Annotated in this window: 19 protein-coding genes and 1 pseudogene; 10 read left to right on the top strand and 10 right to left on the bottom strand. The window is 71.8% G+C overall.

The features are described 5' to 3' along the window. Window positions 1-71 precede the first annotated feature (71 nt). From J8M51_RS16930 to J8M51_RS16905, 6 genes are all read left to right on the top strand, one after another. On the top strand, window positions 72-1,658 hold the full coding sequence (locus J8M51_RS16930) for an MFS transporter (protein ID WP_216589015.1): 1,587 nt from the start codon (window positions 72-74) through the stop codon (window positions 1,656-1,658). A gap of 39 nt (window positions 1,659-1,697) precedes the next feature. Beyond that, a complete protein-coding gene (locus J8M51_RS16925; protein ID WP_086751891.1) occupies window positions 1,698-2,333 on the top strand; it encodes a TetR/AcrR family transcriptional regulator in 636 nt (211 codons plus the stop codon). 197 nt (window positions 2,334-2,530) lie between these two features. Continuing rightward, the gene (locus tag J8M51_RS16920) at window positions 2,531-3,592 is read left to right on the top strand and encodes an endonuclease/exonuclease/phosphatase family protein (protein WP_086751893.1); all 1,062 of its coding nucleotides are present in this window, start codon (window positions 2,531-2,533) and stop codon (window positions 3,590-3,592) included. Between the two features lie 188 nt (window positions 3,593-3,780). Then, a complete protein-coding gene (locus J8M51_RS16915) occupies window positions 3,781-5,007 on the top strand; it encodes an MFS transporter (protein ID WP_086751895.1) in 1,227 nt (408 codons plus the stop codon). Window positions 5,008-5,064: 57 nt separating this feature from the next. Continuing rightward, window positions 5,065-5,553 (top strand): MarR family winged helix-turn-helix transcriptional regulator, encoded by a 489-nt coding sequence (locus J8M51_RS16910; RefSeq protein WP_086751897.1) that lies wholly within the window; start codon window positions 5,065-5,067, stop codon window positions 5,551-5,553. Continuing rightward, window positions 5,550-6,899: an MFS transporter gene (locus J8M51_RS16905; RefSeq protein ID WP_086751899.1), complete on the top strand. Its 1,350-nt coding sequence runs from the start codon at window positions 5,550-5,552 to the stop codon at window positions 6,897-6,899. Before J8M51_RS16910 ends, J8M51_RS16905 begins: the two co-directional genes overlap by 4 nt. On the opposite strand, the gene J8M51_RS16900 is transcribed toward J8M51_RS16905, so the two are convergent. From J8M51_RS16900 to J8M51_RS16885, 4 genes are all read right to left on the bottom strand, one after another. Beyond that, window positions 6,871-8,625 (bottom strand): NAD+ synthase, encoded by a 1,755-nt coding sequence (locus tag J8M51_RS16900; protein ID WP_086751901.1) that lies wholly within the window; start codon window positions 8,623-8,625, stop codon window positions 6,871-6,873. The genes J8M51_RS16905 and J8M51_RS16900 overlap by 29 nt on opposite strands. Before the next feature lie 83 nt (window positions 8,626-8,708). Continuing rightward, the gene (locus tag J8M51_RS16895) at window positions 8,709-10,661 is read right to left on the bottom strand and encodes a S53 family peptidase (protein WP_086751903.1); all 1,953 of its coding nucleotides are present in this window, start codon (window positions 10,659-10,661) and stop codon (window positions 8,709-8,711) included. 156 nt (window positions 10,662-10,817) lie between these two features. Continuing rightward, on the bottom strand, window positions 10,818-11,438 hold the full coding sequence (locus J8M51_RS16890) for a DUF305 domain-containing protein (protein ID WP_086751905.1): 621 nt from the start codon (window positions 11,436-11,438) through the stop codon (window positions 10,818-10,820). Window positions 11,439-11,466: 28 nt separating this feature from the next. Further along, window positions 11,467-12,132 carry a DUF3105 domain-containing protein gene (locus J8M51_RS16885; protein WP_086751907.1) on the bottom strand — a complete coding sequence of 222 codons (666 nt, stop codon included), beginning with the start codon at window positions 12,130-12,132 and terminating at the stop codon, window positions 11,467-11,469. Between the two features lie 463 nt (window positions 12,133-12,595). Here J8M51_RS16885 and J8M51_RS16880 point away from each other — a divergent pair, with 463 nt between their 5' ends. Together J8M51_RS16880 and J8M51_RS16875 are read left to right on the top strand one after the other, a co-directional pair. Then, on the top strand, window positions 12,596-13,957 hold the full coding sequence (locus tag J8M51_RS16880) for a glutamine synthetase family protein (protein WP_086751909.1): 1,362 nt from the start codon (window positions 12,596-12,598) through the stop codon (window positions 13,955-13,957). A gap of 133 nt (window positions 13,958-14,090) precedes the next feature. Then, complete coding sequence (locus J8M51_RS16875; RefSeq protein WP_086751912.1) at window positions 14,091-14,552, top strand: hypothetical protein; 462 nt, start codon at window positions 14,091-14,093, stop codon at window positions 14,550-14,552. A 31-nt stretch (window positions 14,553-14,583) separates the two neighbouring features. On the opposite strand, the gene J8M51_RS16870 is transcribed toward J8M51_RS16875, so the two are convergent. The 3 genes and pseudogenes from J8M51_RS16870 to J8M51_RS16860 form a co-directional block, all read right to left on the bottom strand. Then, complete coding sequence (locus J8M51_RS16870) at window positions 14,584-15,039, bottom strand: VOC family protein (protein WP_086751914.1); 456 nt, start codon at window positions 15,037-15,039, stop codon at window positions 14,584-14,586. 62 nt (window positions 15,040-15,101) lie between these two features. Then, a pseudogene (locus J8M51_RS16865) lies at window positions 15,102-15,499 on the bottom strand (pyridoxamine 5'-phosphate oxidase family protein). A 65-nt stretch (window positions 15,500-15,564) separates the two neighbouring features. Further along, complete coding sequence (locus J8M51_RS16860) at window positions 15,565-18,576, bottom strand: bifunctional [glutamine synthetase] adenylyltransferase/[glutamine synthetase]-adenylyl-L-tyrosine phosphorylase (RefSeq protein WP_216589022.1); 3,012 nt, start codon at window positions 18,574-18,576, stop codon at window positions 15,565-15,567. A 240-nt stretch (window positions 18,577-18,816) separates the two neighbouring features. On the opposite strand from J8M51_RS16860, the gene J8M51_RS16855 reads away from it, so the two are divergent. After that, complete coding sequence (locus J8M51_RS16855; RefSeq protein WP_267299251.1) at window positions 18,817-19,257, top strand: hypothetical protein; 441 nt, start codon at window positions 18,817-18,819, stop codon at window positions 19,255-19,257. A 22-nt stretch (window positions 19,258-19,279) separates the two neighbouring features. Here the strand turns inward: J8M51_RS16855 and J8M51_RS16850 are convergent, their stop codons facing one another. Beyond that, window positions 19,280-20,239: a DMT family transporter gene (locus J8M51_RS16850; protein ID WP_267299250.1), complete on the bottom strand. Its 960-nt coding sequence runs from the start codon at window positions 20,237-20,239 to the stop codon at window positions 19,280-19,282. 87 nt (window positions 20,240-20,326) lie between these two features. Between J8M51_RS16850 and J8M51_RS16845 the strand changes: the two genes are divergently transcribed. Continuing rightward, window positions 20,327-21,337 carry a LysR family transcriptional regulator gene (locus tag J8M51_RS16845; RefSeq protein WP_086754929.1) on the top strand — a complete coding sequence of 337 codons (1,011 nt, stop codon included), beginning with the start codon at window positions 20,327-20,329 and terminating at the stop codon, window positions 21,335-21,337. Between the two features lie 104 nt (window positions 21,338-21,441). On the opposite strand, the gene J8M51_RS16840 is transcribed toward J8M51_RS16845, so the two are convergent. Together J8M51_RS16840 and J8M51_RS16835 are read right to left on the bottom strand one after the other, a co-directional pair. Then, on the bottom strand, window positions 21,442-22,305 hold the full coding sequence (locus J8M51_RS16840; RefSeq protein WP_086754930.1) for a phosphatase PAP2 family protein: 864 nt from the start codon (window positions 22,303-22,305) through the stop codon (window positions 21,442-21,444). A 143-nt stretch (window positions 22,306-22,448) separates the two neighbouring features. Beyond that, window positions 22,449-23,483, bottom strand: a complete 1,035-nt coding sequence (locus tag J8M51_RS16835; RefSeq protein ID WP_264761015.1) for a LacI family DNA-binding transcriptional regulator — start codon at window positions 23,481-23,483, stop codon at window positions 22,449-22,451. Window positions 23,484-23,523 lie beyond the last annotated feature (40 nt).

Genomic DNA, 23,523 nt, shown 5'->3' with positions numbered 1-23,523 from the left:
CCGGGTAAAAGATTCCCAAGGATTTACGATACGAGACGGTCCCGTATCGAAATAGGTCTACGCTCGACCGTATGACTACCGCAGGGCCTGACGACTCCCGCTCCCGCATACCGGCGGCCGTGCACCGCCGCCGGTGGGTGATCCTCGGTGTGCTGATGCTGAGCCTGCTGATCGTGGTGCTCGACAACTCGATCCTCAACGTCGCCATCAAGACGATCTCCACCCCGGCGCCCACCGGTCTCGGCGCCACCCAGAGCGAGCTGGAGTGGGCGATCAACGCCTACACACTGGTCTTCGCCGGCCTGCTGTTCTCCGCGGGCCTCCTCGGCGACCGCCTGGGCCGCAAGAAGGTGCTGCTCGGCGGGCTCGTCGTCTTCGGGGTGGGCTCCGCGCTCGCCGCGATGTCGGGCTCCCCGGCCCAGCTGATCGTCTTCCGCGCGGTGATGGGCCTCGGCGCCGCCTTCGTGATGCCCGCCACCCTCGCCGTCCTGATGAACGTCTTCGAGCGCGACGAGCAGCCGAAGGCCATCGGCATCTGGGCGGGCGGCGTCGGCCTCGCCATCGCCATCGGCCCGATCACCGGCGGAGTCCTGCTGGACCACTTCTGGTGGGGTTCGGTCTTCCTGATCAACGTGCCGATCGTCGCCCTCGCGCTCGGCCTGATGCTCTGGCTGGTCCCCGACTCCCGCGACCCGAACCCGGGCCGTATCGACCCCGTCGGCGTCCTGCTCTCCGTCGTCGGCCTGGTGCTCCTCGTCTACGGCATCATCCGCGGCGGCCAGCTCGCCGACTTCACCGACGCCACGGTCCTCGCCACCATCGCGGCCGGCCTTGCGGTCCTCGCCGCCTTCGTCGTCTTCGAGAAGCGCAGCGACCACCCGTCCATCGACATGTCGTTCTTCAAGAACAAGGTCTTCTCGACCGCCATCGGTGTCATCGGCGTGGTCTTCTTCGCGCTGATGGGCGTGACCTTCTTCTCCGTCTTCTACACCCAGACCGTACGCGGCTACTCCCCGCTCCAGACCGGTCTGCTGATGCTGCCGCTGGCCATCGCCCAGCTCGTCTTCGCGCCCCGCGCCCGCCTCGTCGTGGACCGCTTCGGCAACAGCGCGGTGTGCACGGCCGGTATGACCCTCATCGCCGGGATGCTGGCCGCGTTCGCCGTGCTGGACGCGGACACCCCGATCTGGGTGCTGGAAGTCATCTTCTTCCTCATGGGTGTCGGCATGGCCCATGTGATGACCCCGCTGAGCGTCCTCATCATGCAGGCCCTGCCGCGCGAGAAGGCCGGCTCCGCGTCCGCGCTCAGCAACACCTTCCGCCAGGTCGGCGGCGCCCTCGGCATCGCCGTCCTCGGCTCGGTCCTCTCCACCGCCTACCGCGGCGGCATCGAGGACAAGCTGCCGGCCGGTGCCCCGCACGCCGCCGCCGAGTCCATCGAGGCCACGCTCGGACTCGCCGCCCGGCTCGGCGCCCGGGGCGAGGCCCTGGTCGAGCCCGCCCACGACGCCTTCCTGCACGCCATGCATGTGACCGCCCTGTGCGGGGCCGGGATCGCCCTGCTCGGCGCGGTGGCCATGGCGGTGTTCCTGCCGGGACGCGGCAAGGACGGCCAAAAGGGCAAGGAGGAGCCGGAGTTGGTGGCCGCCGACCACTGACGGAGAATCGGAGCCCCCACCACAGAGACGGAGTCGACCTTGAGCCTCGCCGAGAGTCATGCCGGAGACGGGCGGGTCCGGGACGGCAGTCCCGGGCGCGGGCGGCCCCGCAGCGAGGCCGTGGAGCGGTCCATCCTCGAAGGCGCGATGAAGCTCCTCGAAGAGGGCGTCCCGCTCGCGGAGTTGTCGATCGAACGCGTGGCCCGCACGGCCGGTGTCGGCAAGGCGACCATCTACCGCCGCTGGAGCGGCAAGGAGGCGCTCTTCGTCGACGTGCTGCGCGCCGCCGAACCCCCGGACCCCGTCCTGCCCGGCACCTCCATGCGCGACGACCTCGTCGTCCTGATGGAGGCGGCCCGCAGGCGCGGACTGCTCAACCGCCCCTCGGCGATCCTGCACAACGTCATCGCCCAGATGAAGAGCAGCCCCAAGATCTGGGACGCCTACCACGCGGACGTCGTCGCCCCCCGCCGCCGGACCCTCGCCGACGTGCTGCGCCGGGGCCGCGACAACGGCGAACTCCGCGCCGACGTCGACATCGACCTCGCCGGCGATCTCGTCTTCGGCCCCATGCTCGTCCGCACGGTCATGCGCCCGGACGCCTCCCTCCCCGAGGATCTCGCGGCGAACATCGTCGACACGGTGCTCGAAGGGCTGCGCCCGCCTGCGAAGTGAGTCACAGTCAGTGGGCGCGTTCAATGTGCGCGTTTCGTTACAGACCGCGTGACCCGTCCGCCGGTTCGGAACTCCGAACAGCGGGTTGTTCGTCCTCGTACCCATGGGCCGCCGGATGGCGGCGGGAACCGCGGCGATCATCCCCTAGGGTCTTTAGTCGCGGGGAAGAAGTGCACGGCAGGCAGTGAGGCGACGGTATGGCGCAGGCGTACATGACGGAGACGGGCGGCGGCGGCACGGGCCACGACCGCGAACGATCCCGGCTCCGGCGCCTGCTGGGCCGCCTCTTCGGCGGCTGGAGAGGGGACCGGCGGATCTGGCGGCGCGGCATCGTCCTCGCCGTTCTCGCGGTCCTCGCCGCTCTCGTGATGCTGCTGCACGCCCAGGTCCCCAACGCCGTGGGCAACCTCGGCAGTCTGACGGAGACGTTCCTGCCCTGGTTCGGCGTCGCGATCCCGCTGCTGCTGATCCTCGCGCTGGTCCGGAAGTCGGCGACCGCGCTCATCGCGCTCCTGGTGCCCACCGTCGTCTGGCTGAACACCTTCGGCGGACTCGTCACCAGCAAGACCGGCGTCGGCGGCGACTTCACCGTCGTCACCCACAACGTCAACGCGGACAACGCCGATCCGTCCGGCACCGCCCGCGAGGTCGCCTCCTCCGGCGCCGACGTGGTCGCCCTGGAGGAGCTGACCGAGACCGCGGTGCCGGTGTACGAGAAGGCGCTGGCGGCGACGTACCCGTACCACGAGGTCGTCGGCACCGTCGGGATGTGGAGCAAGTACCGGATGAGCGGCACCGAGCCCGTCGACATCAAGCTCGGCTGGGAGCGCGCGATGCGGTCGACGGTGGCGACCCCGGACGGGCCGGTCGCCGTGTATGTCGCCCATCTGCCCTCGGTGCGGGTGAAGCTGGAGGCCGGGTTCACCGCCCGCCAGCGCGACAAGAGCGCCAACGCGCTCGGCGAGGCCATCGCCGACGAGCCGATCCAGCAGGTCGCCCTCCTCGGCGACCTCAACGGCACCATGAACGACCGCGCCCTGAACGCCGTCACCGCCCAGATGCGCTCCACCCAGGGCGCCGCGGGCAACGGCTTCGGCTTCAGCTGGCCCGCCTCGTTCCCGATGGCCCGGATCGACCAGATCATGGTCCGCGGCATGGAACCGACGGCGTCCTGGACCCTCCCGGAGACCGGCAGCGACCATCTGCCGGTGGCGGCACGGGTGACGATCGAGCCCTCGGACAAGTCGTCGCACGGCTGAGCGCACGGGTGAGGCTCGACACGTCAGGGAGCTGACGGCGCTGGTGGGGCGGGGGAGAGGGCCGAGGGAACAGATCACGGGGCCGAGTTTGTTCCGTCGGTGAACATATAGAACGTACGATGGAACCGACCCGATTCCTTCCTTTCCCTCCCCCTGCCCTCCCGCACCCTTTGAAAGGTCTCCCCGCCATGCCCTTGGCCCTGCTCGCTCTCGCCGTAGGCGCCTTCGGAATCGGTACGACCGAGTTCGTCATCATGGGCCTGCTGCCGGAGGTCGCCGCCGACCTCGGCATCACGATCCCCGCCGCCGGCCACCTCGTCTCCGCGTACGCGCTCGGTGTCGTCATCGGCGCCCCGCTGCTCGCCGCCGTCACCGCCCGTCTGCCCCGCCGCAAGGTCCTGATCGGGCTGATGGCGCTCTTCGTCGTCGGCAACGCGCTGTCCGCCCTCGCCCCCGACGAGCACTGGCTGCTCGCCGCCCGCTTCCTCAGCGGACTGCCGCACGGCGCCTTCTTCGGTGTCGGCGCGGTCGTCGCGACCGGCCTGGTGGCGCCGGAGCGCAAGGCCCGATCGGTCTCGCTGATGTTCCTGGGCCTGACGATCGCCAACGTCGCCGGTGTCCCCGCCGCGACCCTCGTCGGCCAGCACTTCGGCTGGCGGATCACCTTCCTCGGCGTCAGCGCGATCGGCCTCGCGGCGATCGCCTCGCTGGCGCTCCTGCTGCCGGGCGACCGGGCCGAGGCCCACGCCTCCACCGGACTGCGCGGCGAACTGGGCGCCCTGCGCTCCCTGCCCGTCTGGCTCGCCCTCGGCACCACCGTCGCCGGCTTCGGCGCCCTCTTCTCCGCCTACAGCTACATCACGCCGATGCTCACGGACTCCGCCGGGTACGCCGGGTCCAGCGTGACCCTGCTGCTGGCGCTGTTCGGCGTCGGCGCGACCATCGGCAACCTGGCCGGCGGCCGTCTCGCCGACCACTCCCTGCGGGGCACCCTCTTCGGCGGCCTCGCGTCCCTGATCCTCGTCCTCGCCCTCTTCCCGGCCCTGATGTCCGCCCAGTGGAGCGCCGCCCTGGCCGTCCTGCTCCTCGGGGTCGCCGCCTTCGCCACCGGCTCGCCCCTCCAGCTGATGGTCATGGAGAAGGCCGCCGCCGCGCCCTCCCTCGCCTCCTCCGCCAACCAGGCCGCCTTCAACCTCGCCAACGCCGGCGGCGCCTGGATCGGCGGCCTCGCCCTCGCCGCCGGTCTCGGCGCCACGGCCCCGGCCGTCGTGGGCGCGGGCCTCGCGGTGATCGGCCTGGCCGTCGCGGGCGTGGCGTACGCGGTCGACATCCGCCGTACGACCGTCGCCCCGTCGCGGCCGGGGCGCGTGGTGGCGTCCCATGTGCCGGGGGAGTCGGAGGCGGTACGGGTCTGAGGCCCGCCCGGGCAGATTGTCACAGCGCTATTGTATTAGCGCTGTTATATTAGTGCTGTGACATTAGCCGACCCCACCGCCGTGCCCGATCCCTGGCACGCGCTGCACAAGCTGCTGGCCGCCATGGACGCCGAGATCGAGCAGGTCTACGTCGAGCGCGGCATCGAGGGCGTACGACCGCGCTTCGCCTATCCGCTGATCCGCCTCGCCCACACCGGACCCCTGACCATCCGTGAACTCGCGGAGTCCCTGGACCGCTCGCACTCCGCGGTCAGCCAGACCGTCGCGGCCCTGCGCAAGGAAGGACTGGTGACCTCCGAGCCCGGGCCCGACGCCCGCACCCGGCGGATCGACCTGACCGAGCGGGGCCGGTCGCTGGTGCCGTTCCTGGAGAGCGAGTGGCGTGCCACCCACGCGACGGTCGCCGAACTGGACGCGGAGATCCCGTACGCGATGACCGCCGTCGTCGAGGAGCTGCGGCGGGCGCTGGAACGCCGGCCGATGCGCCGCCGTGTCCTCGACCATCTGGCCGAGCCACCGCGATGAGCCGGTGGAACCGGTTCCTCGACATCCGTCCGCTGCGCGACAGCCGGCCGTTCCGCGCCCTGTGGATCGGCTCCTCCGCCTCCCAACTGGGCGGGCAGATGGCCATGGTGGCGGTGCTCGCCCAGGTCTGGGACCTGACCGGCAGCCCGGTGGGGACCGGCGTGATCGGGCTGGCCACCGGGCTGCCCATGGTGCTGTTCGGGCTGCTCGGCGGCACCCTGGCCGACACCGTCGACCGCCGGGCACTGGTGCGGGCCGCCACCGCCGGGCAGCTCCTGGCCGCCGCCGGACTGTGCGTCCAGGCCGTGGCGGGCAACCGGAACCTATGGCTCCTGCTCGCCCTGGTCGCCACGGCGACCGCCTGCGGCGCGCTCGGCGCCCCCGCCCGGCGCACCTTCCCGGCCCGGCTGCTGCCCCCCGACCAGGTCGCGGCCGGACTCGCCCTCGCCAATGTCTCCTTCCAGGCGGCGATGCTCACCGGCCCCGCGCTGGCCGGTCTCGTCATCGCCCGCTGGGGCTTCCCGGCCGCCTATGCCGCCCAGGCCCTCGCCGTGGCGGTCTCGGTGCTCTCGGTGCTCCGCCTGCCGGCCATGAGGCCCGAGGGCAACGAAACGGCGGGCCCTACCGCGACGGCGGGCCGCGAGCGCTCGGCGCAGCGTGGTGTCCGGGGGATCGTCCTGCGCCGCCCGACGCTGTGGGGCGCGCTGGCCACCGACCTGTCCGCGACGCTGCTCGCCATGCCCGTCGCGCTCTTCCCGCTGGTCAACGAGGTCCGCTTCGACGGCGATCCACGGACCCTCGGGCTGTTCCTGTCCGCCGTCGCGGTCGGCGGGATCACCGCCGGACTGCTCTCCGGCACGGTGACACGGTGGCGCCGGGGCGGCCTGGTCCAGCTGACGGCGGCCGGTGTCTGGGGCCTGGCACTGGCCGGCTTCGGCCTGGCCGGACCGCTCTGGCTCGCCCTCGGCTGTCTCGCCGTGGCCGGCGCCGCCGACACCGTGTCCGTGATCACCCGGGGCGCCCTGGTCCAGCTGGAGACCCCGGACGCGTACCGGGGCCGCGTCTCCTCCGTGGAGCACGTCATCGGTGTCGCCGGTCCCGAACTCGGCAACTTCCGCGGCGGGTTGCTGGCGTCGGTCACCTCCGCCCCCGTCGCGCTGGTCACCGGCGGCCTGACCGCGACCCTGGCGATCGCCGCCGTGGCCGCGGCCAACCCCGCCCTGCGCGCCTACCGCACACCGTCACCGACGGGGCCGGCCGCCCCCGGACCGGACCCGGCGGTGCCCGCCCCCGCCGCGCCCGTTACGCCCTCGCCCGCTACGCCCGCTCCCGCCACCGATTCGTGATCGGCAGGCGGCGGTCCTTGCCGAAGCCCTTCGGGGAGATCTTCGTGCCCGGCGGGTACTGGCGCCGCTTGTACTCGGCGGTGTCGACCATGCGCAGCGTCTTGACGACGAGGTCGCGGTCGAACCCGGCGGCCACGATCGCGTCGGCGCCCTGGTCGCGGTCGACGTACAGCTCCAGGATCGCGTCCAGGACCGGGTAGTCCGGCAGGGAGTCCGTGTCCACCTGACCGGGGCGCAGTTCCGCGCTCGGCGGCTTGGTGATCGAGTTCTCCGGGATCGGCGGGGTCTGGCCCCGCTCCGCCGCCGCCCGGTTGCGCCACTCGGCGAGGCGGAAGACCGACGTCTTGTACACGTCCTTGATGGGGCCGTACGCGCCCACCGAGTCGCCGTACAGCGTCGAGTACCCCACCGCCAGCTCCGACTTGTTGCCGGGGGCCAGCACGATGTGGCCCTCCTGGTTGGAGATCGCCATCAGCAGCGTGCCGCGCAGCCGCGACTGGAGGTTCTCCTCGGCCAGGCCGGTCAGCTCGGTCGACGACATGTACGCGTCGAACATCGGGGCGATCGGGACCGTACGGAAGTTGAGGCCCGTGCGGCGCGCCAGCTCCGCCGCGTCGCCCTTGGAGTGGTCCGAGGAGTACTTCGACGGCATGGACACGCCGTACACGTTTTGCGCGCCCAGCGCGTCGCACGCGAGCGCCGCGACCAGCGCCGAGTCGATACCGCCGGAGAGCCCGATCAGGACGGACGAGAAGCCGTTCTTCGCCGCGTACGCCCGCAGGCCCACCACCAGCGCGGAGTACACCTCCTCGTCGTCGTCGAGGCGCTCCGCGTACCCGCCGGCCAGCTCCGGCTCGTACGCGGGCAGCGGCTCCTCGGAGATCACGAGCCGGTCGACGCGCAGACCGTCGTCGACGACACCGGTCACGGGGTCGGCGGCTGCCGCGGGCAGGTCCAGGTCGAGGACCACACAGCCCTCCGCGAACTGCGGCGCCCGCGCGACCACTTCGCCGTCCCGGTCGACCACGATCGAGTCGCCGTCGAAGACCAGCTCGTCCTGGCCGCCGATCATCGCCAGATACGCGGTCGTGCAGCCCGCCTCCTGGGCGCGCTTGCGGACCAGCTCCAGCCGGGTGTCGTCCTTGTCGCGCTCGTACGGCGAGGCGTTGATGGAGAGCAGCAGCCCGGCCCCGGCGGACCGGGCGGCCGGGACCCGGCCGCCGTCCTGCCAGAGGTCCTCGCAGATGGCGAGGGCGATGTCGACGCCGTGCAGCCGGACGACCGGCATGGTGTCGCCCGGTACGAAGTAGCGGAACTCGTCGAACACGCCGTAGTTGGGGAGGTGGTGCTTGGCGTAGGTGAGCGCCACATCGCCCCGGTGCAGCACCGCCCCGGCGTTGCGCGGGGCGCCCGCCGGCTGGCCGAACCTCGGCGAGGCGGACGTGGAGCGGTCGAGGTAGCCGACGATCACCGGCAGCTCCCCGAAGCCCTCCTCGGCGAGCCGCGCGGCCAGCGACCTCAGCGCGGCGCGCGAGGCCTCCACGAAGGACCCGCGCAGGGCCAGGTCCTCGACGGGGTACCCGGTCAGCACCATCTCGGGGAACGCCACGAGATGCGCCCCCTGCTCGGCGGAGTGCCGGGTCCAGCGGACCACCGCCTCGGCGTTCGCGGCGATGTCGCCGACCGTCGAGTCGATCTGATTCAAGGCGAGACGAAGTTGAGGCACGTCGTCCAGTGTAATCGTCAGAGCGACGCAATGGGGTGTGGGGCGCCCCACGTTCGCGGCGCCCCACACCCCTCGCCCGCTCCCTACCGGCGGTACGACTCCACGTAGCCCTTCGCGGGCGAGCCCACCCCGGTCACGTCGTCGTACCCGCGCACCGCGTGCAGCGAGCTGTCGGCGCCCAGGGTGCGTACGGAGGTGGCGAGCCCGTCACCGGAGTCGTAGCCGTTGACGAAGTCCACCCGGGCCACCGCGAGCCCGGCGGCGGCCGTGGGGCGGTCGGTGACGTCGTGGAACACCTTCGCGCCGTGGGGCGTCCCGTACGACGAGGCCGCGTACCGGGCGTAGATCGCCGGGTTGGCGAACCCCAGCGGGCGCCCGCCGTGCGCCTCCTGCGCCAGCGCCTGCACGCCCGCGATCACCGGCGCGGCCAGCGAGGTGCCGCCGATCCGGTACTCGCCGTACGCCTGCCCGCCCTCGGGCAGGGTCTGTGTCTGCCCGATCAGGAACCCGGTGTTCGGGTCGGCGATCGCCGAGATGTCCGGGACCGTACGCATCGGCGCGCCCCCGTTGGCCGTGGCGAGGGCCTTCGGGACGAGCCCGCGCTGGTAGAAGGGCTGCGGCACGGTCCGGCTGGTCCCGCCGCCCGCGCCGGAGGTGAACGCGCCGGGGAAGTCCGTCCAACCGGTGCCGTCGGCCGCCAGGTTGGCCTTCAGCGTGCCCCAGCCGGTCTCCCACAGGTACGAGTCGCCCCTGCCGACCGCCAGCGACGTACCGCCGACCGCCGTCACCCACGCCGAGTTGGCCGGGGTGTCCACCTGCTTGGTCCCGGTGTTGGCGACCTCGTCGCCGTCGTCACCGGAGGAGAAGTAGAAGCCGATGCCCTCGACCGCGCCCAGCTGGAACACCTGGTCGTAGGCGGCGGCCAGGTCCGGGGTCTGGTTGGCCTCGATGTCGCCCCAGGAGTTGGAGACGATGTCGGCGAGATGCCGGTCGACGACCGTCCCGAGCGCATCGAGCAGATCGTCGTCGTGGCAGGACGCGCCCCCGACATAGGTGATGTCCGCGGCCGGCGCGACCGCGTGCACGGCCTCCACGTCGAGCGTCTCCTCGCCGTACCAGCCGGCCGCCGAGCACTCCTCCGTCGCCGTGTACCGCTTCGGCAGCACCTGCCTCAACTGCCCGCTCCGGTAGGCCGCGTCACCGTGCCCCCGCGCGTACGTGGCCGCGTCGGAGGCGATCGTCGGCGAGGCGTACGCGTCCGTGATGGCGACCCGCACCCCCTTGCCCGTCCGGCTCCCGGCCCCGTACGCCGCCCGCAGCTGTTTGCCCGTGTACCCCTTCACGGCGTACGGGATCTTCGTGCCGTACGCGTCGGGCAGCGCGCTCGCGCTGTTCGAGCCGTAGTACGACGAGAAGGGCCCGGCGTTGCGGAACACCGTGTCCGGCGGCGGGAGTCGATCGTCGTGGGTGGCCCGGTGGGGTGCCGTGTCCAGGCCGGTCACGGTCAGCACGGCCCCGTTGAGACCGGCGGGCGCGGAGGCCGTCTTCGCCGGGGCGCGGTACGTGTGCCCGCCCTTGCGGTAGTTGTGCAGCTGGGCGCCGAACGCCCGCTCGGCGTCGGCGACTTCACCGGTCACCGCTATATAGCGCCGGTTCGTGCCGGTGACGGTCAGCCCGGCGCCCGTCAGCCACTTCTGCACGGCCGTGACCTGCGCCGCGCTCGCCCCGAAGCGCGCCTGGGTCCCGGCGGCGCTCAGGAACTTCCCGTAGGACTTCGACGCCGGGTCGGACACGGCCCTGGCGTACGCCGCGAGCCCCGCCGCGTCCCGGCCCGCCAGATAGACGCGCGCGGAGACCTTGGAACTGTCGGCGGTGGCCCCCGCGTCGGCCCGGGCCGTGGCCCACGCGGGTCTGGTGCCCTGCAGTGTGTCCCGGCCGGGGTCGGCCGAGGCGGTGGAGGCGTGTGCGGCGGGGATGCCGAGCACGAGCACACCGGCGGCGAGCAGCGCGGCACGCCCGTACCTCTTGGTTCGCATGGATGAACTCCCTGGAATGCGGTTGCCGCAACTCTCGCGATGAACCGTTCATGCCAGGGAATGGGCGCGGACACGGCTGGACCAAGAACCGCCCAAGCGCACGTATGGAAGCGTATGGAAGCCCCAAAGAGCCGTGCGCGTACCGGAATTACCGGGTCACCGCGGCGCGGCGCCCCGCTCCTTGAGCATCCCCGTCATCAGGGAGATCTCGGACTCCTGGGCGTTCACCATGCCCTGGGCGAGCTTCTTCTCCACACCGACCGTGCACTTGGAGACACAGCCCTGCGCCATGTGGATGCCGCCCTGGTGGTGGTCGGTCATCAACTGGAGGAAGAAGATCTCGGCCTGCTTGCCGTTGAGCTTGCCGAGCTTCTCCATCTCGGCGTTGGTGGCCATGCCCGGCATCAGCGCCCCGTCCTCGCCGGACGCCATCCCCTCCATGCCCATCCAGGCCATCGGCTTCTGCGAGGACACCTTCGGCAGACCCCACAGATCCAGCCAGCCGATCATCATGCCGCGCTGGTTGGCCTGCGTCTGCGCGATGTCGTACGCGAGCCGCCGGACCTCCTCGTCGTCCGTGCGGTCCCGCACGATGTACGACATCTCAACGGCCTGCTGGTGATGGACGGCCATGTCCCGGGCGAACCCCGCGTCGGCGGAGTCGGCGGCGGGGGCCTTCAGCCCGGACTCGTCGCCGTCGGCGACCGCGTACGTGATCGCCCCGGCCGCGACGAGTACCGCCGCGGCCCCGGAGGCGATCCAACCGATGTGCTTCATGCTTCCCACTGTGCCAGTGCCGCCGTCGTCAGGAGACGCCGTTGGTGCAGGCGGCACCCGGCTCGGGGGTCTGCTTGCCCTGGACGTACGTCTCGAAGAACTTGTCCAGGTTCGGGTCGGTGGCGCTCGTCACCGTGCGCTGGGCCCCCCACGCGCTGAGCATGATCGGGTCCTTCTGGTCGTCGACCGGGCTCATCAGGGTGTACGGGGTCTTCTTGACCTTCTCCGCGAGCGCCTTGACGTCGGCCTCGGAGGCCTTGCTGTTGTACGTCACCCAGACCGCGCCGTGCTCCAGGGAGTGCACGGCGTTCTCGTTCTTGATCGCCTCGTCGTAGACGTCGCCGTTGCAGTTCTGCCAGACCGGGTTGTGGTCACCGCCCACCGGGGGCTCCATCGGGTACTTCACGCTCTTGGTGACATGGTTCTGGGTGAGCTTGGTGCTCCAGGTCTTGACGCCGTCCGACCCGGTCTTCCACTTGCCCGAGGACTTGGAGTCACTGGCCACGCTGTCGCTGCCGTTGTCGTCGGCCTGCGAGCGGATCAGGACCGTCCCGCCCACGACGAGGCCGGCGACCGTCAGCACGCTGGCGCCGGTCATGAGGATCCGGTTCCGGCGCTCACGAGAACGCTCGGCGCGACGCATCGCCTCGATGCGCGCCTTGCGCTCCGCGCTGCTGTTGGTCTTGGCGGCCATGGGGTGTGTCCTTAGTGGGGGATGGATCGGATGGTCGGACAGTCAGACGGGTCTAGCCGTGGGCCTGACCGTGGGTCTGGTCAGGTGGGTCTGGTGAGACGGGTGAAGCGGTCGGATCGACTGATCGTAATTTGATCCGCTCCCTCTCGTAAACGAGGGATCCCGCCTCCCATGCTGCCTCGCCGGCCCCGCGGTCCGCCCACGGAACGACACGGGCGTTACGGATGTCGGCGCGAGCAGGCAATATGGGCGGCAGAGCGGTTGAGCGGCCGAGCGCGAGGTACTCCCGCGGAGCGGGACGTACACCTCGTGTACGCCGGGCGTTCGACCGGAGGTCGCTCTGTCGATCAAGGTGCGCAACGCGCGTGAAATGGTGTTGTGGTGGGATGCTCAGGTGCCCGACCGCCTCCCGTGGCTCGGGAGCAAGGCGGCCTGACCAGCAAGGAATGGGTGGAAGCGGAAGATGGACAAGCAGCAGGAGTTCGTGCTCCGTACCTTGGAGGAGCGCGACATCCGTTTCGTACGCCTGTGGTTCACGGACGTGCTGGGCTTCCTGAAGTCCGTCGCCGTGGCCCCCGCCGAGCTGGAACAGGCGTTTGACGAGGGCATCGGCTTCGACGGCTCGGCCATCGAGGGCTTCGCCCGGGTGTACGAATCCGACATGATCGCCAAGCCGGACCCGTCGACCTTCCAGGTCCTGCCGTGGCGCGCGGAGGCCCCCGGCACCGCCCGGATGTTCTGCGACATCCTCATGCCGGACGGCTCCCCGTCCTTCGCGGACCCGCGGTATGTGTTGAAGCGGGCCCTGGCCAAGGCCTCCGACCTGGGCTTCACCTTCTACACCCACCCCGAGATCGAGTTCTTCCTGCTGAAGGACAAGCCGACGGACGGCTCCCGTCCGACCCCGGCCGACAACTCGGGCTACTTCGACCACACCCCCCAGAACGTGGGCATGGACTTCCGCCGCCAGGCGATCACCATGCTGGAGTCCATGGGCATCTCGGTCGAGTTCTCCCACCACGAGGGCGCGCCGGGCCAGCAGGAGATCGACCTCCGCTACGCCGACGCGCTCTCCACGGCCGACAACATCATGACGTTCCGCCTGGTCATGAAGCAGGTGGCGCTGGAGCAGGGCGTCCAGGCGACCTTCATGCCGAAGCCGTTCTCCGAGCACCCGGGCTCGGGCATGCACACCCACCTCTCCCTCTTCGAGGGCGACCGGAACGCGTTCTACGAGTCCGGCGCGGAGTACCAGCTCTCCAAGGTCGGCCGCTCCTTCATCGCGGGCCTGCTGAAGCACGCGGCCGAGATCGCCGCCGTGACCAACCAGTGGGTCAACTCCTACAAGCGCATCTGGGGCGGCTCCGAGCGCACAGCCGGCGCCGGCGGCGAGGCCCCCTCGTACATCTGCTGGGGCCACAACAACCGCTCCGCCCTGGTCCGCGTCCCCATGTACAAGCCCGGCAAGACCGGCTCGGCCCGCGTCGAGGTCCGCTCGCTGGACTCCGGCGCCAACCCCTACCTGGCGTACGCCATGCTCCTGGCCGCCGGCCTCAAGGGCATCGAGGAGGGCTACGAGCTGCCGCCGGGCGCCGAGGACGACGTCTGGGCCCTCTCCGACGCGGAGCGCCGCGCGATGGGCATCGAGCCGCTCCCCCAGAACCTCGGCGAGGCCCTGACCCTCATGGAACGCAGCGACCTGGTCGCCGAAACCCTCGGCGAACACGTCTTCGACTTCTTCCTGCGCAACAAGCGTCAGGAGTGGGAGGAGTACCGCTCCGAGGTCACGGCCTTCGAGCTGCGGAAGAACCTGCCGGTGCTGTAGGGCCCGGTGCTGTGGGTCCCGGTGGGGGGACCGCTGTTTTCACGCCGCGGGGCCGGTGGTCATGGACCGCCGGCCCCGCGGTGGGCCCCGGATCACGGTGACCGGGGCGTCGCCCGGAGCATGAGGGGGACCGATGGGGTTCCAGGAGCGGTGGCAGAGCCGGCAGACGGAGCTGGTGGCCCAGGGGGAGGCCCGGGAGGCGAAGGCCGCCCGGCAGTGGGACGAGTACGTCGAGAGCCTGTGGCAGCCCATTCTCGAACGGGCGCGCGAGGCGTACGTACGCGGTGACGGCTGGTTCGAGACCGAGATCGACCAGCGTGAGGCGGGAGGCCTGAACCCGTACGGCGGCACCGGACTGGACCTGCACCGGTCGGCCCCGGTCCGCTCCGCGCTCGGGACCGACGACCCCGGGTCGCCGCCCGCTCCCCGCAGCGACCTGCTCTCGCGGATCGAGGACGTGGGCTGGCGGCTGCACACCGCCCAGTACCTCTACGTCCAGCTCGGCGAGGAGTCCCGGGACAAGTGGATGTCGTCGGGGCAACGGGTGGCGATCAAGGGAAAGATCGTCGGGATGTACCTGTTCGGAAGGGCCTGACCCCAGGGGTCGTTCTACCCCTGAGGCGGGTCTACCCCTGCTTCTCCGCCGCCTCCGCCAGGTCCGTCAGCAGCTGGTGCAGCGGCTCCGTGACCCGGCGCCGGTACTCCTGGATCGCCCAGCCGTTGCCGTCCGGGTCCTTGAAGTACATGAAGGTGGCGCCGTCGTCGGGGGCGTACTGGACGGGCTCGGAGACGTCGAGGCCGCGTTCGCGGAGTTCGGCGTGGGCGGCCTTGATGTCGGCGACGCAGAGCTGGAGGCCCTGGTAGGAGCCGGGGGCCGGCTTGGACCCCGGGGCCATGTCCCAGATGGCGTCACCGAGCGCGACCGAACAGCCGGAGCCCGGCGGAGTCAGCTGGACGATCCGCATGCCCGGCATGACCTCCTGGTCGATGTCGACATGGAACCCGACCTTGTCCCGGTAGAAGTCCCGGGCCCGGTCGATGTCGCTCACGGGCAGCGGAATCACTTCGAGGGTGTACTGCATCCCTGGTCCTCCAAGTCACCGACGCTTGTGCGCCATACCTGTGCACCTGTCACCTCTGCACCTCAGCCGAACCGCCAACGCGTCCGGCTGAAGGGCTCACCCTTACCGAAGCCGAAAACCGTGGCGGGCGCCACCGCGAAGACGAAAGCCGACCCGGCGCCGTGCTGAAAACACCCGTCCCGTACGTCGAAGCGCCAGAGACTGCCGTACTTCGCTGCCACGCGGCGGCCGGCTCCCGTAGCCGCCCGTCGTCCGTGACGCGTACGGCCTCGCCCTCCACCACCAGGTCGTACCCCGCGTCCCAGGTGTTCGTCCCGGTCGTCAGCACGACGTGCCGGTTCATCGCGAGATTCCTCGCCCTGCGCTCCTGCGGCCCCGTACGGAAATGCGGCGGGATCGCTGTGGCGGGGGTCGAGGGTCGAGGGTCGAGCCGGGTCCGCGGGGCGCTGGGGTTCGACATGGGCCGTCACTTCCTGCTGTCACCGGTCACCGGATACCGGACGCGGGCGAGCGGTCCGCCCGTACTCACCCCCCGTAGAACAACTCCTCCACCACCCCCCGAGCCCGCCGCGTGATCCGGCGGTAGTCGTCGAGCATGTCGCCGACGTGGCCGGGGACGTAGCCCAGGTAGCGGCCCACGGCGGCGAGTTCGCGGCCGTGGGAGGGGAAGGTGTCGCCCGCGCGGCCGCGGACGAGCATGACGGCGTTGCGGACGCGGGTGGCGAGGACCCAGGCCTCGTCCAGGACGGCCGCGTTCTCGGCGCTCACCAGGTCCGCCTCGCGGGCCGCGGCCAGGGCCTCGCGGGTGCGGGTGGTGCGCAGGCCCGGTTCGCGTCGGCCGTGCTGGAGCTGGAGAAGCTGGACGGTCCACTCGACGTCGGACAGCCCGCCGCGGCCGAGCTTGCTGTGCAGGGTGGGGTCGGCGCCGCGCGGCAGCCGCTCCGACTCCATCCGGGCCTTGAGGCGCCGGATCTCGCGCACGGCGTCGTCGCCGAGCCCGTTCGCCGGATAGCGCAGCGGGTCGACGAGTTCGATGAAGCGGCGGCCCAACTCCTCGTCCCCGGCGACCGGTTCGGCGCGCAGCAGGGCCTGTGACTCCCAGCCCAGCGACCACCGGCGGTAGTACGCCTCGTACGACTTCAGCGTCCGTACGAGGGGCCCGGTCTTGCCCTCGGGGCGGAGGTCGGCGTCGATGAGGAGGGGCGGGTCGGCGCTGGGGAGCTGGAGCAGACGGCGCATCTCGGAGACGACCGTGTTCGCGGCGCGGGCCGCCTCCTGCTCGTCGGCGCCCTCCCGGGGCTCGTGGACGAACAGGACGTCGGCGTCGGAGCCGTAGCCCAGTTCATGGCCGCCGAAGCGGCCCATGCCGATGACGGCGAAGCGGGTGGGGAGGGTGTCGCCCCAGCCGTCGCGGACCACCGCCCGCAGGGTGCCCGCGAGGGTCGCGGCGGTGAGGTCGGAGACCGCGCCGCCCACGAGGTCGACCAGGGCGCCCTGGTCCGCGGTCGCGGGGGACGCCTCGGTGCCGTAGGAGCCGACGATGTCCATGGCGGCCGTACGGAAGAGCTCGCGGCGGCGGACGCCCCGCGCCGCCGTCACGGCCTGCTGCGCGCCGTCGGCGCGGTTCACGGCGGCCAGGATCTCCTGTTCCAGGTGGGCGCGTGTGCGGGGTTCGAGCCCGCCGGCGCCGCCCGCGACACCGTCCCCGTCGCCGAGCAGCGAGACGGCCTCGGGGGCGCGCATGAGGAGGTCGGGGGCGAGACGGCCGGCGGACAGGACCCGGGCGAGGTTCTCGGCGGCGGCCCCCTCGTCGCGCAACAGCCGTAGATACCAGGGGGTCCGGCCGAGCGCGTCCGAGACCTTGCGGAAGTTGAGCAGGCCCGCGTCCGGGTCGGCGGAGTCCGCGAACCAGCCCAACAGCACGGGCAGCAGCGTGCGTTGGATGGCCGCCTTGCGGGAGACACCGGACGCCAGCGCCTCCAGATGGCGCAGGGCGGCGGCCGGGTCGGCGTAGCCGAGGGCGACGAGCCGTTCACGGGCCGCGTCGGCGCTCAACTTGGTCTCGCCGGGCGCGAGTTGGGCGACCGCGTCGAGGAGCGGGCGGTAGAACAGCTTCTCGTGCAGCCGCCGTACGACGGCCGCGTGGCGCCGCCACTCGCGGTTCAGCTCGGCGACCGGGTCGGTGCGCAGGCCGAGCGAACGGCCGATGCGCCGCAGGTCGTCGTCGTCCTCGGGGACGAGATGGGTGCGGCGCAGCCGGTAGAGCTGGATGCGGTGTTCCATCGAGCGCAGGAAGCGGTACGCGGCGTCCAGTTGGGCCGCGTCCGTCCGCCCCACATAGCCGCCGGCGGCCAGCGCGCCGAGCGCGTCGAGCGTGGTCCCGCTGCGCAGCGACGTGTCCCCGCGCCCGTGCACCAGCTGGAGCAGCTGGACGGCGAACTCGACGTCCCGCAACCCGCCCGGCCCGAGCTTGAGCTGCCGGTCGATCTCGGCGGCCGGGATGTTCTCGATCACCCGGCGCCGCATCCGCTGCACATCGGGGACGAAGTTCTCGCGCTCGGCGGCCTGCCAGACGAGCGGCTCCAGCGCGGCGACGTACGCCTCGCCCAGGTCGAGGTCGCCCGCGACCGGCCGGGCCTTCAGCAGGGCCTGGAACTCCCAGGTCTTGGCCCAGCGCTGGTAGTACGCGAGATGGCTGCTGAGGGTGCGGACCAGCGGGCCGTTGCGCCCCTCCGGCCGCAGATTGGCGTCCACGGGCCAGATGCTGCCCTCGACGGTCGTCTCGGAGCAGATCCGCATCATGTGCGAGGCGAGCCGGGTGGCCGCCCGGATCGCCTGCTGTTCGTCGGCCCCGTCCGCCGTCTCCCCGACGAAGATGACGTCGACGTCGGAGACGTAGTTCAGTTCGTGGCCGCCGCACTTGCCCATCGCGATCACCGCGAGCCGGCACAGCGCCGCGTCCTCGGGCGCGGCGGCGCGGGCGATCGCGAGCGCCGCGCGCAGCGTCGCGGTGGCGAGGTCGGCCAACTCGGCGGCGGCCTGGGCGACATCGGTCGTCCCGCAGACGTCCCGGGCGGCGATCGAGAGGAGACAGCGGCGGTAGGCGACGCGCAGCGACACCGGGTCGCCGGCCTCGGCGAGCCCCCGCTCGAACTCCTCGACCCCCGGGTGCAGATCCTGCGCCTCGTACGTGACGAGCGCCTGCCAGTCCCGCGCGTGCCGGGCCAGATGGTCACCGAGCGCGGCGGACGCGCCGAGCACCCCCAGCAGCCGGTCCCGCAGCGGCTTGGCCGCCGTCAGCGTGTCCAGCACCTCCCGCCGCGCCGTACGGTCCGGCTGCGCCTCCAGCAGCCGTACGAGCCCCAGCAGCGCGAGATTCGGGTCGGCGCTCGCCCCCAGCGCGTCCAGCAGCACCGGGTCGTTCCGTACGGCCGACAGCTCCTCGCTCTCCAGCAGCCGCTCGGCGGCGCTCGGATCGGTGAAACCGTGCCGCAGCAGTCGCGAGTACGTACTGCTCCTGCGCCCCGGCGTCATCATCCAGGCCTCCCGTCGGATCGAGCCCGCCCATCGAGCCGCGCATCGATCACTGCAGTCATCCGCCCACCCGGTCACCCGACTCCATCGGCCGAGGCCGATCGATCAAGGCCGATCGATCAAGGTCGTACGGGCATGAGCCTAGCCGGAGTGCCCGGAAGAAGCGCCGGTCGGCCGGTCGGCAGGCCAGGTACGGCTGTCCCGGCGGGCCCCATTCGTCGTGTCCACGACTACTCTGCCGCTGTGGCCGACGAACAGGGTGGCGAGGACGGTGGGAACGGCTCGGCGCGGCGCCGCTCATGGGCGGCGGCGGTGTCGTCGGAACCGGTGGCCTCCACCGTGCTGCTGGAACTCGCCGGTCTCGCGCTGTACGGAGCCGTGGCGCTCGTCGGGTGGTTCTTCGGGTGGCTGCCCGACCCTCATCTCGCCGCGCTCACATCGAGCATGGCCGCGGTCGGGCCCGCGGCCGAGCTGTACCGAGCGGGGCGCCCCCCGCGCCGGTTCGCCGTCGCCGCGGCCCTGGCGACGCTGGTGACGGTGAGCCTGCTCGGGGCCGCCGCCACGCACCGGGCCCTTCCCACGGTGGCCGACGGCGGCATCGCGCTCCTCGTCGGCTACCTGGTCGCGCTGCCGGCCGGAATGACGGTACTGGCCCGGTACCTCGACGTACCGGACGCGCCCTAGCCCGACGCACCGGACCCGGCCCTCACCGCGGCGCGACCGCCCGGTCGCCCGTGGCCGTGGCCGTCGCCGGGGCCGAGACCGGCCGGGGCGACGGCACGCGCCCCTCCCGCCGCACCCGAACCCGCACCCGTGTCAGCGCCACCCCCGCCAGCACCACCGCCATCCCGGCGATCACCCGCGGACCCACCCGCTCGTCGAGGAACAGCGCTCCCAGGGCCACCGAGACGACCGGCAGCAGGTAGCCGACCGTGGCCGCGTTCGTCGCGCCCTCGTCCGCGATCAGGCGGTAGTTGAGGTAGAAGGTGACCCCGGTGCCGAGGACGCCCAGGACGGTCACCGCGAGGAGTGCGGTGAGGTCCGGCCCGGTCGCACCGGTGCTCCCGGCGGGCAGGGCGAGGGCCGCCCAGCCCGTCGCGGCCAGGAGCTGTGCGGCGGAGACGGCGAGCGGGGCGTCGGAGCCCGTCAGATGGCGGCCCATGTAGGCGAAGGCCACCGCGTAGCTCACGGCCGCCCCGAGCAGCGCGAGCGCCCCGCCGGTCATCAGCCCCGCCCGCTGCCAGGGCGCGAAGATCAGCAGCACTCCGGCGAAGCCGAGCAGCAGTCCGGTGAGGCGGGCGGGGGAGAGGGGGCGGTCGGTGCCGAGAAGGAGGCCCAGGAGCAGGGCCCACAGGGGGGTCGTCGCGTTGAGGACGCCGGCCGTGCCCGAGTCGACGGTCTGCTCGCCGATGCTGAAGAGCGCGAAGGGGAGGGCGTTGCAGAAGAAGGCCGCCACCAGCAGATGGCCCCAGGTCCGCCGGTCGCGCGGCAGCCGCTGGCGCGCGGCCAGGGCCACCGCCAGCAGCACCCCCGCGCCCAGCGCGCACCGTGCGACCGTGATCTGGAGCGGGGACAGGCCGTGGTTGAGGGCGAGCTTGATCCAGAGGAAGCCGGAGCCCCAGAGGAGGGCGAGCACGGCCATGCGGAGAGTCGACGAGAGAGGCATGTGCTCCACGGTCGGGCACCGGAACACATAAGGACAAGCGAAGGATCGTACACACACCTTTAAGCTCACCTTTAAGATGGCCGCATGATGCTCGACGTGCGGCGTATGCAGGTGCTCAGGACCGTGGTGACCAGCGGCTCGGTGACGGCCGCGGCGACCGCCCTCGGCTACACCCCCTCCGCGATCAGCCAGCAGATCGCCGCGCTGGAGAAGGAGGCCGGGACCGCGCTGCTGGAGCGGGTCGGGCGCGGGGTGCGGCCCACGGAGGCGGGACTGCTGCTCACCGAGTACGCGGACACCATCGGCCGGCAGGTCGCCGAGGCGCAGACCGCGCTGGCCGATCTGCGGGCGGGCCGCACCGGACGGCTGGCCGTGCGCTACTTCGCCACGGCGGGCGCTCCCCTCGTGGCCCCCGCCGTCGCCCGGCTGCGCGCCGAGCACCCCGGCGTACGGATCGAGCTGAAGCTGATCGACCCCGGCGACCCGCTCCCGGCCGTCAAGGAGGGCCGCGCCGACCTCGCGCTCGTCGTACGGCCGCGCGGGGCCGACCCCGAGGGCGTACGGCTGCTGCATCTGCTCGACGACACCTACTTCGCCGTCCTGCCGGCCGGGCACCCCCTCGCCGACCGGCCCGCCCTCGCCCTGGCCGACCTCGCCGACGAGCCCTGGGTCGGCAGCGAGTGGCCGGGCCCGTGTCTGGACGCGCAGCTGGAGGCATGTGCCGAGGCCGGGTTCCGGCCCGGGTTCGCGGTGGAGAGCGAGGACTACGCGACCGCGCAGGGCTTCGTCGCCGCCGGCCTCGGCGTCGGCCTCGTCCCGCGCCTCGGCCTGGGCAGCCCGCACCCGGATGTCGTCGTACGCCGGTTCACCGGCCCGCAACCCCGGCGCTCGATCCACGCGGCCGTCCGCGCGACGGCTCCGCCGCAGCCCGCCCTGCGGACGTTCGTCAAGGCGCTGCGGGAGGCCGCCGAGGCCTCGGGGCCGCCGTGGCCGGCGCCACAAGGGCACACGGCACCCGGGCGCACGGCTAGGGCCTGTCTTCACATTCCCGCCTGCCCCGCGACGCCATGCACGCACTCTCACCGCACCGGGCCCTGACCCGAGTACGTCCAGTACGCGGATCAGGGCCCGGCACGCCGAGAGCACGCACCTGACGCCGCGGGGCCGCCCTCCGGGCGACGGCGGGAATGTGAAGACAGGCCCTAGGCCTTGACCGGCTCCAGCTCCGGCTCCCCGCCCCGGCCCGCCACCTGGCGCGGCAGGGCGTACGGCAGCGCGCCGTACCAGAGGCGGGCGACCGCGAAGCCGAAGGCGAGGCAGAGCATGCCGCCGACCGCGTCCAGCCAGAAGTGGTTGGCGGTGGCGACGATCACGACGAGGGTCAGGGCCGGGTAGAGCAGGCCCAGCACCCGCACCCACGGCACCGACGCCAGCGCGAAGATCGTCAGCCCGCACCACAGCGACCAGCCGATGTGCATCGAGGGCATCGCCGCGTACTGGTTGGACATGTTCTTCAGATCGCCGGAGGCCATCGAGCCCCAGGTCTGGTGGACGACGACCGTGTCGATGAAGTTCTCGTTGGTCATCAGCCGGGGCGGGGCCAGCGGATAGAAGTAGTAGCCGACCAGGGCGACGGCGGTGGTGGCGAAGAGGACCAGACGGGTCGCCGCGTAACGGCCCGGATGGCTACGGTAGATCCACACCAGGACACCGAGCGTGACGATGAAGTGCAGGGTCGCGTAGTAGTAGTTCATGCCGACGATCAGCCATGTCACCGAGTTCACGGAGTGGTTGATCGTCTCCTCGACCGCGATCCCGAGGTGGTGCTCCACCTTCCAGATCCAGTCGGCGTTCTCCAGTGCCTGCGTCTTCTGCTCGGGGACCGCGTTGCGGATCAGTGAGTACGTCCAGTAACTCACCGCGATCAGCAGGATCTCGAACCAGAGACGCGGCCTGCGCGGAACCCTCAGCCGGTGCAGGAACCCCTGCCCCGGCGCATCCGTGACGGACCGCGGAGCGGCCTGCTCCCGGCCTTCCTCCAGTGTCGTCACGGTCGAGTCACCCATGGGCACAGAGTCTGCCAGAAAAGCGGTACCCCACCGATCATCCTCTGGTCGGGTTCGTCACGCACGTCCGTCGGGGTAGGGCTGAGGGGACTCTCCTCCGTACGTATCGCATCGTTCCCCACTTCTCCGCCTCAGGTACGAGTTCAGGTACGGTTCCGTTCCCCAGGAGCCGAGGCGGTCGATCCCCGCACCACCAGTTCCGGCATGAACACGAATTCACTGTGCGGCGCCGGAGTCCCGCCGATCTCCTCCAGCAGCGTGCGCACCGCCGCCTGCCCCATGGCCGGGACCGGCTTGCGGACGGTCGTCAGGGGCGGGTCCGTGAAGGCGATCAGCGGGGAGTCGTCGAAGCCGACGACCGAGACGTCCCGCGGCACCTGAAGACCCTGCTGCCGGGCCGCCCGGATCGCGCCCAGCGCCATCATGTCGCTCGCGCACACCACCGCCGTGCAGTCCCGGTCGATGAGCGCCAGGGCCGCCGCCTGGCCGCCCTCCAGGGTGTACAGCGAGTGCTGGACCAGCTCGGACTCGACCGTCGCGGCCGCCAGCCCCAGCTGGTCCTGCATGGTCCGCACGAAACCCTCGATCTTGCGCTGGACCGGCACGAAACGCTTCGGTCCGAGGGCCAGGCCTATCCGGGTGTGCCCGAGGGACACCAGATGCGTCACCGCGAGGGCCATCGCCGCCCGGTCGTCCGGGGAGATGAAGGGGGCCTGCACCTTCGGGGAGAAGCCGTCCACGAGGACGAACGGCACGCCCTGGGCGCGCAGTTGCTCGTAGCGCTGCATGTCGGCCGAGGTGTCGGCGTGCAGCCCGGAGACGAAGATGATGCCGGCGACGCCCCGGTCGACGAGCATCTCCGTCAGCTCGTCCTCCGTCGAACCGCCGGGGGTCTGCGTGGCGAGCACCGGCGTGTAGCCCTGCCGGGTCAGCGCCTGGCCGATGACCTGGGCCAGGGCCGGGAATATGGGGTTCTCCAGCTCCGGGGTTATGAGGCCCACCAGGCCCGCGCTGCGCTGCCGCAGCCGTACGGGCCGCTCGTAGCCCAGGACGTCGAGGGCGGCCAGGACGGACTGGCGAGTGGTCGCGGCGACGCCCGGCTTCCCGTTCAGGACGCGGCTGACAGTCGCCTCGCTGACCCCCGCCTGGGCTGCGATGTCGGCAAGCCGTGTGGTCACAGCACTGGACTGTACCGGCCGGGCCTGCGCTTGCCCACCG

It is taken from the genome of Streptomyces griseiscabiei (assembly GCF_020010925.1).
Classification (GTDB): Bacteria; Actinomycetota; Actinomycetes; order Streptomycetales; family Streptomycetaceae; genus Streptomyces; species Streptomyces griseiscabiei.
Note: the sequence above shows the minus strand (reverse complement) of the source record. Positions and strands in the feature narration are given on the sequence as shown.